General features: G+C 74.2%; 10 protein-coding genes. 3 read left to right on the top strand and 7 right to left on the bottom strand.

Annotated elements, in window-relative coordinates:
- Positions 1–1,375, bottom strand: a 1,375-nt coding sequence (locus tag CXH06_RS03835) for an AI-2E family transporter (protein ID WP_232820181.1), incomplete at its 3' end; no start/stop codon positions are given.
- A gap of 161 nt (positions 1,376–1,536) precedes the next feature.
- Here CXH06_RS03835 and CXH06_RS03830 point away from each other — a divergent pair.
- The 3 genes from CXH06_RS03830 to CXH06_RS03820 are packed head-to-tail and all read left to right on the top strand — an operon-like array spanning position 1,537 to position 5,110.
- The gene (locus CXH06_RS03830; RefSeq protein ID WP_114853807.1) at positions 1,537–2,439 is read left to right on the top strand and encodes an ABC transporter ATP-binding protein; all 903 of its coding nucleotides are present in this window, start codon (positions 1,537–1,539) and stop codon (positions 2,437–2,439) included.
- Entirely contained in the window at positions 2,424–4,136 is a 1,713-nt protein-coding gene (locus CXH06_RS03825; RefSeq protein WP_114853806.1) for a hypothetical protein, read from the top strand. The genes CXH06_RS03830 and CXH06_RS03825 overlap by 16 nt, the downstream gene beginning before the upstream one ends.
- Entirely contained in the window at positions 4,133–5,110 is a 978-nt protein-coding gene (locus CXH06_RS03820) for a phosphotransferase family protein (protein WP_114853805.1), read from the top strand. The genes CXH06_RS03825 and CXH06_RS03820 overlap by 4 nt, the downstream gene beginning before the upstream one ends.
- Here CXH06_RS03820 and CXH06_RS03815 read toward each other — a convergent pair.
- The 6 genes from CXH06_RS03815 to CXH06_RS03790 are packed head-to-tail and all read right to left on the bottom strand — an operon-like array spanning position 5,103 to position 10,114.
- Positions 5,103–5,654 (bottom strand): GNAT family N-acetyltransferase, encoded by a 552-nt coding sequence (locus CXH06_RS03815; RefSeq protein ID WP_114853804.1) that lies wholly within the window; start codon positions 5,652–5,654, stop codon positions 5,103–5,105. The genes CXH06_RS03820 and CXH06_RS03815 overlap by 8 nt on opposite strands.
- A gap of 1 nt (position 5,655) precedes the next feature.
- Complete coding sequence (gene tsaB, locus CXH06_RS03810) at positions 5,656–6,360, bottom strand: tRNA (adenosine(37)-N6)-threonylcarbamoyltransferase complex dimerization subunit type 1 TsaB (RefSeq protein ID WP_114853803.1); 705 nt, start codon at positions 6,358–6,360, stop codon at positions 5,656–5,658.
- Positions 6,360–6,962 carry a tRNA (adenosine(37)-N6)-threonylcarbamoyltransferase complex ATPase subunit type 1 TsaE gene (gene tsaE / locus CXH06_RS03805; protein ID WP_114853802.1) on the bottom strand — a complete coding sequence of 201 codons (603 nt, stop codon included), beginning with the start codon at positions 6,960–6,962 and terminating at the stop codon, positions 6,360–6,362. The genes tsaB and tsaE overlap by 1 nt, the downstream gene beginning before the upstream one ends.
- Positions 6,959–8,131 carry an alanine racemase gene (gene alr / locus CXH06_RS03800; protein WP_114853801.1) on the bottom strand — a complete coding sequence of 391 codons (1,173 nt, stop codon included), beginning with the start codon at positions 8,129–8,131 and terminating at the stop codon, positions 6,959–6,961. Before alr ends, tsaE begins: the two co-directional genes overlap by 4 nt.
- 13 nt (positions 8,132–8,144) lie before the next feature.
- Positions 8,145–9,659: an NAD(P)H-hydrate dehydratase gene (locus tag CXH06_RS03795; RefSeq protein ID WP_114853800.1), complete on the bottom strand. Its 1,515-nt coding sequence runs from the start codon at positions 9,657–9,659 to the stop codon at positions 8,145–8,147.
- Positions 9,656–10,114: a holo-ACP synthase gene (locus CXH06_RS03790; RefSeq protein ID WP_114853799.1), complete on the bottom strand. Its 459-nt coding sequence runs from the start codon at positions 10,112–10,114 to the stop codon at positions 9,656–9,658. Before CXH06_RS03790 ends, CXH06_RS03795 begins: the two co-directional genes overlap by 4 nt.

Here is a 10,114-nt window from a genome sequence, read left to right as displayed (position 1 = left end):
CGCGCGGGCCCCGGTCCTCCGGGGTGCCCGCGGAGGGCTCCTGCGCCTCGCCGGGAGTCGGCGCCGGCTCGGCGGGCTCCGCGGTCGCCGACCCGGCGGCCTCCGCGGTCGTCGATGCCGCCGAGGCCGGCGCGGCGGGCGCCGCCTTCCCGGCCGACGGGCGCAGCGCCTGCAGGCTCGGGATCACGGCCTTGGCGAAGGCGGAGGTGGGTCTCTCGGTGTCGCGGGGCCTGCCGATCGCGGCGAAGTACTCGTGCGCCGCGCGGTCCTCCCCCAGCTCGGGACTGGGATCGCGTCCCACCACGTAGAGCATCGTCGCGTTGACGAAGGCGATCAGCGGGATCGCGAACAGCGCACCGGGGACTCCGGCGACCATCGCGCCGGCGGCCACCCCGAGGAACACCGCCAGCGGGTGCAGCTCGACAGCCTTGCCCATGAGGAAGGGCTGCAGCACGTTGCCCTCGATCTGCTGCACCAGCAGTACGATGCCGAGCATGATCAGGGCGCCGATCCAGTTGTTGAGCACCAGCACCAGCAGCACCGCGATGGCGCCGGAGAGGATCGCGCCGACCAGCGGGATGAAGGAGAACAGGAACACGAGCAGCCAGATCGGCACGGCGTACGACCCCAGTCCCAGGGCGACCATGCCGATCGAGATGCCGAAGGCGTCGACGGCGGCCACTAGGATCTGGGTGCGGATGTAGGCCGAGAGCGCCTTCCAGCCGCGGCGGAAGGCCTCATGGGTGGGATTCCGGGCCGCCGGCGGCAGCAGCCCCACCACCCAGCGCCAGATCCCCGTTCCGCCGGAGAGGAAGAAGAACAGGGCGAACAGCAGGACGATGACCGCGGTGACCACGTTGCCGAGCACGGCGGCGGTGTTCACCGCGCCGGTGACGAGCTGATCGGCGTTCTGCTGGAGCTGGCTGAGCCCCTCGTCGAGGGCGCTGTCGATCATCGGCGCATCGATCCCGAAGGTGGCGGTCGCCCAGGTCACCGTGGACTGGAAGCCGGTGACGGCCTTCTCCTGGATGTCCGACCACTGGGCGAGCAGCTGCCGTCCGGCGAGGGTGAACATCCCGGAGATGACCAGGAGCAGTCCCAGCAGGGCGATCCCGCTGGCGGCGGCACGGCCCAGGAAGGTGTAGCGGGTCAGCACCTTGACGATCGGGCTGAGCAGCGCGGCGACCAGCACCGCGATCAGCACCGGGATCACGATGGTGGTGATCTGCAGCAGGCCCCAGATGATCAGGGCGGAGGCGGCCACGACCACGAGGAGCCGCCAGGACCAGGCGGCCGCGCGACGGACCCCCATCGGGATCTCCTCGGTCTCGGGGGCGAGGCCGGAGGATCGCGAGGTGGGATGCAGCGTCGACATGGAGCTCCTTCCGAACGAGCCACGGCGGCTCAGGTGTGCATCCTAGCGGCGGGGAGGGCGGCTCGGTCCGTCACGGCGTCCGCGAGTCTCCGACGAAGGTCGGCCCTCACCTCGCCGTGCGGCGGGCAGTGCGCGTCGGCGGTGCTCGGTACCGTGTGGCCATGCACCCCCTCGACCCCTCCTCCTCCCCGGCCCCGGTCGGCTCCGCCGGGGCCGCGACGCCGCGACAGCAGCCGTTCCCTGCTCCCGGTCCCGCCGGCGCCCCCGATCCTGCCGCCGCCCCGGTGCAGGCCGACGCCGCGATCCCTCCCGAGTCGGCGCTCTCGCTGCGCGCGCTGCGCAAGTCCTTCGACGGGACGGAGGTGGTCCACGGGATCTCCCTGGATGTCCCGCGCGGCTCCTTCTACGGGATCGTCGGCCCCAACGGCGCCGGCAAGACCACGAGCCTCTCGATGGCCACCGGCCTCCTCCGTCCGGACGGCGGCACCGCGCACATCCTGGGCACGGACATGTGGGCCCAGCCGCAGGAGGCCAAGGCGCGCCTGGGGGTGCTCGCGGACGGGCTGCGCACCTTCGACCGTCTGACCGGCCGCGAGCTGCTCACCTACGTGGGCCTGATCCGCGGCATGGCCGCGGACGTGGTCGAGGAGCGCACGAACTCGCTGCTGTCCGCCCTGGATCTCGCGGGCGAGGACGGCAAGCTGGTCGTGGACTACTCCGCCGGCATGACCAAGAAGATCCTGCTGGCCAGCGCGCTGCTGCACGCACCGCGCCTGTTGGTCCTGGACGAGCCGCTCGAGGCCGTCGACCCGGTCTCCGCGCAGGTGATCCGGCGGATCCTCACCGCCTACGTGGACGGCGGCGGCACTGTGGTGCTGTCGAGCCATGTCATGGAGCTGGTCGAGGGCCTGTGCAGCCACGTCGCGATCATCGCCCACGGCGAGCTGCTGGCCGACGGCACGCTGGACGAGGTGCGGCAGGGCGGCAGCCTGGTCCAGACGTTCATCGACCTGGTCGGCGGCGGCGACGTCGAGGAGGGGAGCCTGTCATGGCTGGAGTCCTGAGCACCGAGCAGGTCCACGCCGCCGCGGCGACCGGCGTCCACCACGGCGAGATCCCCCAGCGGGCGCTGATCCGCCTGCAGCTGGGCCTGAAGTGGACCCTGTGGAAGCGGTCCTACCGCAAGAACGTCGGCAAGATCGTCGGCACCGCCTTCGGCGGGCTCTACGCCGTCTTCGGCCTGGTCATGCTCGTGGTCGCCTTCCTGGCCACGACGCTGTGGACCGGGGAGGGCGATCTCTTCCCGCTGATCCTGCGGGGTCTGGGCGCCGTCACGGTGCTGCTGTGGTTCCTCATCCCGGTCCTCGCCTTCGGCCTCGACGACACCCTGGACCCGCGGGCCTTCGCGCTGTACCCGCGCTCCGCCAAGGAGCTGCAGCCGGGCCTGTTCGCCGCCGCCGCGCTCAGCCTGCCCAGCGTCTTCACCCTGCTCGCGATCGGCATCGCGACCGCCTTCGAGCTGCTCTGGCTGGTGCTGTTCGGCGAGGGGATCGTGTGGATCGTGCTCGCCGTCATCGCGCTGATCCCCGCGAACGTCGCCGGCTTCGCCCTGTGCCTGCTGCTGCCGCGCGCCTGGTTCGCGCACTCCGCCAGCCGCGCCTCCTCGCGCAGCGGTCGCGAGCTGGGCGGCATCTTCGGCTTCCTCGCCATGTTCGTCGCGATCTACGCCTTCTCCCTGTCGATGCAGCGCATCGACGATCTGGACCTCGATCTCGTGCTCAGCTGGCTCCCCCAGCTCGTCACCGTGCTCGCCTGGACTCCGCTGGGCGCTCTGTTCGCGGTCCCGATGGACCTCGCCGAGGGCCAGGTGCTCACCGCCCTGCTGCGCGCCGTGATCGGCGCGGCCACGCTGACCGTCATGTGGCTCTGGTGGCGGCGCTCGATCGACCTCTCGCTGACCTCCGCCCTGAGCGGTGAGGCGTCCTCCGGCACCACCAAGGTCTCCGCCCTGGTGCCGCGCGGCGTGCGCCCCGGGCCCTTCGGTGCCGTGCTGGGGAAGTCGCTGCGGTACTGGCGGCGCGACACCCGGTATCTCGCGGCGCTGGGCCTGTACCCGGTCATGATCGTGTTCTTCGCGGCGATGGGCATGATGCTGCCGGAGACGCGCCCGATGATGCTGGGTCTGACGATCTTCATGGTGGGCATGAGCGGCATCAGCATCTCCAACGAGATCGGCTTCGACGGTCCGGCCGGCTGGGTCAACATCGTCGCCGATCTGCCCGCGCGGGCGAATCTGCTGGGACGCATCGCCGCGATGGCCGTGCTGACGGTGCCCTTCGCGATCGTGGTGACCGTGGTGGTCCCCCTGCTCCACGGGACCCCGGAGCTGATCCCGATGTCGGTCATGGGGGCGCTGGGCGCGATGCTGTGCGGCTGGGGGATCTCCGCGGTGGTCAGCGTGCTGCTTCCCTACCCGAGCTCGCCCCCGGGCACCAATCCCATGAAGGACAAGTCCGCCTCGACCTCGAACGCGATGATCGCGATGACCGTCGCGATGGGCGGGGTCCTCGTGCCGCTGCTGCCGGCCATCGGCGTGGGCATCTGGGGAGCCGTGGTGGGCAGCATGGCGCTGACCGTCCTCGCCGGTGTCCTCGCACTGGCGGCCGGGGTGGTCCTCCTCCTGGTGGGGGTGCGGATCGCCGTGGTGCGGCTGGAGGCCCGGTACCCCGATGCGTTCTGGAAGGTCCGCGACTTCCTGTGACGCCCGGGCTCGACGAGGACGTCCATCCGCTGGATCGACATCGCGACCCGGCCCACGCCGTTCACGTCCGATCTCTGGCGGCCGAGATCGCGGCCGCCCACGGCGGAGAGCTCGCGCGGATGCGGCGCGCGAACGGCTACTCGAACGCGACGTGGGTCGGCGACGGCATCGCCGTGCGGATCGCCACCGCGCCCAGCGACATGTCGCACGAGGCCGCTCTGATTCGCGCGCTGCCGGCGGAGATCGGCCACCCGGAGATCCTCGGGGCGGGCTCGGCCGAAGGTCACGGCTGGATCGTCACCGCGGAAGTCCCCGGCCGCAACCTCGGCGAGTCCTGGTCGGAGCTGGATCCGGCGGAGCAGCGACAGGCGGTCCACCAGCTGTGGGCGCGAGTGCGGTTCATGCACGCCGCGAGCGACTCCCTCCGAGGGCTGGTCCCCGCGAGCGGGGGCTTCGTCCCGGCGACGACGGACGATGCCCTGGCCGCGGCCCGGCGCGCCGACGCCGCGCTGGGGTTCTCCGACAACCAGCGGTCCCGGCTCCGTGGTCTCCTCGAGGACTACGTCCGGGCCGCCGCCGCGACCAGGCAGGTCGTGAACCACGGTGACCTCGCCCTGATGAACGCCCTGTGGGACGGGGAGGTCGTCGCCTTGCTGGACGTGGAGTTCGCCGTGCTCGGCCCCGTCGAGATCGACCTATGCCGGCTGATCTGCGAGGCCCGCGTCACCGAGGACGGCCACCTCGTCGACACGGAGGCGGGCGCCGCCGCGGTGCGGATCGCCGCAGAGCACAGGGATCCGGTGCACGGCCGCGCGCTGCTCCACGGCGCCGCGGTCCTCGACCAGCTCCGCGACCTCGACATCTGGATCGGCCACGACGACCTCGACGAACCCGCCGAGGACTGGCGCCCCAGCCGTCTGCTCACCGGCCTGCTCGAGGACGAGGGCGGCTACCTCGCGCCGCTGCTCAGCTGACGGAGGGCGGGCCGGGCGCCGGCGGCGCGGAGGCGGCGAGCGTCCGCTCCATGACGATCGCGTCGATCGCCCGGCCGCGGATCCGGTAGTAGCCGCGGCGTCGGTCGATCTCGCGGTAGCCGGCGGCCGCGTAGACGCTCCGCGCCCGGGCGTTGTCCTCCCGCACCTCGAGCAGCATCCGCTCGGCGCCGCCCTCGCGGGCCTGCTCCTCGCACCAGGCGAGCAGGGCACGGCCGATGCCGCGGCCCTCGCAGCGCGTGCCGATGGTGTGCAGGTCCGCGAGCTCGCCGGCGAGCATGATCCCGGCATAGCCCAGCAGGGCTCCGGAGGCGTCGGCGCCCCGGGCCGCGATCACGTAGCGCCGCGAGGGGTGGCCGATCTCCTCGGCCAGCTGCAGGGGCGACCAGGCCTCGTCGGGGAACAGCTCCAGCTCCGCGGCGGCGATCTCCTCGATGTCCTCGAGGCCGGCGGGCCGCAGGGCCCAGTCGGACGCTCCGCCGGTCCCCTCGCCTGCGCCGGGGACCGCGCGGTCGGCGCCGGTCATGTCAGCGGCCCAGGGCGCTCTTGCGCGCGGTGGGCTTGGCGGCGTCGGGATCGCGCAGATACATCGGCTCGGTGCCCGAGAGGTCGAGGCCCCGGGCCGCGAGCGTCGCCGCCGCGAGGATCAGGTGCCCGGCGTCGGCATGGACGAGATCCGCGCTCGCCGGCAGCAGCTCCGGGTACAGGGTGGTGCCGGAGCCGACGAGTAGGTCGCAGGCGGTGAGCTCCGCGGCGACTTCGGCCGGGGCATCGACCGCGGGCTCCGCCTCGCGCAGGATCGCGCCGTCGGCCGTGCGACGGTAGCGGGCGTGGTAGACCTCGCGGCGGCGCGCGTCCAGCGCGACACCCACGGTGACCTCCTCCCCCGCTCCGGCGCCGTGCTGGGCCAGCGCCTGGTGGGCCAGGGCGTCCAGGGAGCTCAGCCCGTGCAGCGGCACCCCGAGCACGGCCGCGATGCTGCGGGCGGAGACCAGGCCCACGCGCAGGCCCGTGAACGGCCCGGGCCCGCGGCCCACGACGACGCCCGTGAGCTCGTCGCGCCGGACGCCGGCGGCGTCCAGCGTCTCCTCGATCAGTGCGAGCAGCACCTCGTCGTGGTGGCGGGAGCGCTGATCGGAGCGCACCGCGAGGATCTCGGGGGCGGGGCCGGTCAGCTCCCCGCGGGCGACGGCGGTGCTCACGGCACCCGAGGTGTCGATGCCCAGCAGCATCAGAGATCTCCTTCGGCAGGGGCGGACGGGGCGTCCGAACGGTCGGGGTCCACGAGGCCGTCGGGCCCGGTGATCGCGGCGAGCGCCGCCTCGAGCTCCTCGAGCGCGGCCTCGTCCCAGCGGGAGCCGTACGGCACCAGGCGCAACGTGCGCGGCTCGTCGGGGTCCTCGGGGTCTTCGACCGCGTCGGGACGCTCCAGCTCGACGCGCAGGAAGGAGTCCACGAGGTGCTCCACGTGGTCGCGACCCCACTCGACCACGGTCACGGCACGATCGAGATCCGCCTCCAGGTCGAGGTCGTCGATGTCCCCTCCCCCGGCCAGGCGGTACGCGTCCACGTGCACCAGATCCGGTCCGCCGCCCAGGCTGGGGTGGACCCGCTCGATGACGAAGGTCGGGGAGGCGACGGGGCCGCGCACCCCCAGCCCGGCCCCGAGGCCCTGCGTGAAGGTGGTCTTGCCGGCGCCGAGGGGGCCGTCCAGGACCACCAGGTCCCCGGCCCGCAGCACGGCGGCGAGCGCACGGGCGAGGGTGCGCGTTCCCTCCGGGTCCCGCGTGCGCATCTCCAGCGCGCTCCCGCCCCGGACGTCCCCGGCGCTCATCCGCGCACCTCGCGGGTGACGCGCCCGGAGACGGAGGTGAGGACCTCGTAGGGGATCGTCCCGGCGGCCCGGGCCCACTCGTCCGCGGTGGGCGCCCAGGGGGCGTTGGGCGCTCCCCCGGAGTCGCCGAAGAGGAGCACCTCGTCGCCGGGGCGGGCATCGGCGGCCGGCCCCAGGTCGACGACGATCTGGTCCATGCTGATCCGCCCCACCTGCGGGACGCGATGATCCCCGGAGTCGGTGCGCACGAGCACCTCGGCACGGTCGCTGGCCTCCCGGTGGAGCCCGTCGGCGTAGCCGATGGGGACCAGGCCCAGGCGGGTGGCCCGTTCGGTGGTGCTGATCCGGCCGTAGCCGATGCTCTGGCCCTCCGGGACGTCCTTGACCAGCGCGAGGCGGCTGGTCAGCGTCATCGCCGGGCGCAGCGGGACGTCGGTGGCCACCGGCGGGTAGCCGTACAGCGCGATGCCGGGCCGCACGATGTCGCGATGCAGGTCGGGCCGCGTGAGGGTCGCCGCGGAGTTCGCGAGGTGCTGCAGCGGGATCGGGCCCACCTCGTCCTCGAGGGCCGCGCAGGCGGAGTCGAACAGCTCGACCTGCTGATCGGTGACGGGATCCGCCGGGTCGTCCGCACTGGTCAGATGGGTCCAGGTCGCGGTGAGCTGCAGGAAGTCGTCCTCCCGCACGGCGGCGCCGATCTCCCGGATCTGCCAGGGCATCACCCCGTTGCGCCCCATGCCGGTGTCGATCTTGAGGTGGACGCGGGCGCGGCGATCGGCCGCCCGCGCCGCCTCGGAGACCAGCGCGAGCATCTCCGCGGAGCCGACGGACACATCGACCCCGGAGCCGATCACCTGCGGCAGCACCGTCCTCGCGGTGTGCGGCTCGTACAGCCAGGTGAGGATCTGCACCTCGAGGTCCGCGCGGGCCAGGGCGAGGGCGCTCGCCGGATGGGCGACGCCCAGCCAGGTCGCGCCGCCCTCGATCGCGGCGCGCGCGGCGGTCAGCATGCCGTGCCCGTAGCCGTCGGCCTTCACCACCGCCATCAGGGCGGTCTGCTCCTCGAGCAGGGTGCCCAGGGCGCGCGTGTTCTGCGTGATCGCCGAGGGGTCGATCACCGCCCGATTGGGCAGATGCCGAGGGTCCTCGGCGGGGATCGGGATGCTCATCGAACTCCTTCGCTCACTGCGGGGCGGGAGCCAGGATAGTCGCCAGCGCGTCGGGGAGGCGCCCGGCCACCTCGAGTGCGACCAGCGGCACCAGGCCGTCGCGGGAGGCGAGGCGCCCCGCGCGGCCGTGCAGGATCGCGGCGACCGCGGCGGCGTCCGGCCCGGGCAGACCGGCGGCGAGCAGGGTGCCGAGCACTCCCGCGAGGACGTCGCCGGTGCCGGCACTCGCCAGCTGCGCGGTCCCGTCCTCCTGAGAGCGCAGGGGACCGCCGTCGCCCGGCGCGATCACCGTGATCGGCCCCTTGAGCAGCACGGTCGCCCCGGTGAGGGAGGCGAGCGCGGCCGCGAGCAGGGGCGGGGGCCGGTCCGGATCGGCGCCCAGGCGGCGGGCGAGGCGCGCGGCCTCGCCGGCGTGCGGGGTGAGGACGACGTCCGGGCCGAAGCGGTCCTCCGCACCGATCGCCTCGAGCGCGCCCGCATCGAGCACGCCCCGCGAGAAGCGGTCTCCGCGGCAGAGCAGCGCCGCCCCCGCCCGGGCCCGCGGATCCGTCCCCGGCAGGCCCGGTCCCACCACGAGCGCGCCGATGCGGCCGGTGTCCTCCAGGTGCAGGGAGGAGGGGTCCAAGGTGGTGGGCTGCACGGGGTGGCCGACCACCTCGGGGCGCTCGCGGAGGACGAGGTCCAGCACGCTCTGCGGGGCGAGGCAGCGCACCATCCCGGCGCCCGCGCGGGCCGCGCCGGAGGCGGCGAGCACGGCGGCGCCCGGGTACTGCTCGGAGCCCGCGGCGAGCGCGACCACGCCGCGGCTGTACTTGGTGGCCTCCCGCGGAGGGTGCGGGAACAGGACGCGGACGTCGGCGTCCTCGAGCCGCAGCAGGGACGGGGTCTCCCCCAAGTGCGGCGCCAGGCCGAGGTCGACCAGGTGGAGCTCCCCGCAGCGCTCGGCACCGCCGGGCAGCAGTGCGCCGGCCTTGAGGGCGCCGAAGGTCACCGTCTCCGCCGCGCGCAGCGCCTCGGGGGCGGTCTCCCCGGTGGTGGCGTCCACGAAGCTGGGCAGGTCCACCGCGAGGACCGGCACCGCGCTGCACCGCACGGCCTCCAGCAGGGGGCGCAGCGGCGGGGGCACCGCCGGCCGGCCGCCGATCCCGAGGATCGCATCGAGCACGAGCTCCGCGCCGGCCAGCAGCTCCGCGAGCTCCTCGGGCGTCAGATCGTCCAGGGCGTGCAGCGTGCCGCCGGCGTCCTCGAGCGCGGCGGCGCCGCCGGTGTGGTGGCGCTCCGCGGTGAGGATCGCGTCGGCCCCGATCCCCTCGCGGCGCAGGAGGGCGGCGGCGTGCAGCCCGTCCCCGCCGTTGGCACCGGAGCCGGCGAGGACGAGAACGCGCGGGCCCGCGGCGGGGGCACCGGCGAGGCGCCGACGGGTGCGCTCGGCGAGGGCGCGGGCGGCGCGGAGCATGAGCGGGTCGCCCGCGGCGAGCAGCGGGGCCTCGGCCGCGCGGACCTGCTCGGCGCTGTGCGCGCGGATCATGAGGCGCCGCCCGGCTCGTCGGACCGCTCGGCGATCACGATCGCGGTGGCGATGCTGCCGTCGTGCGTGAGGGACAGGTGCAGATGGGCCACGCCCTGCTCCTCGGCCGCGCGCAATGTTGCACCGCGCAGCTGCAGGTAGGGGCGGCGCGCCGCGGTGCGCCGCACGGTCACGTCCTGCCAGGAGAAGTCCCCGGGGGCGCCGAGCGCCTTGCCCACCGCCTCCTTGGCGGCCACGCGGGCCGCGCGGGAGGCGTCGGAGAGTCCGCGCTCCGCGGGGGTGAACAGGCGATCCAGCAGGGCGGGGGTCCGCTCGAGCATCCCCGCCAGGCGCGGGATGTCGACCACGTCGATGCCCACCCCGGCCACGGTGCCGTCGTCGCGGGGCGCGAACGCCCGGCCCCCGAAGCTGTCGTCGGGGCCGGGCGCCGCGCTCGCGGTCGGGAAGGAGGTCAC

It is taken from the genome of Brachybacterium sp. YJGR34, from assembly GCF_003347015.1.
Taxonomy (GTDB): domain Bacteria; phylum Actinomycetota; class Actinomycetes; order Actinomycetales; family Dermabacteraceae; genus Brachybacterium.
This window is presented reverse-complemented; position numbering and strand designations above follow the sequence as displayed.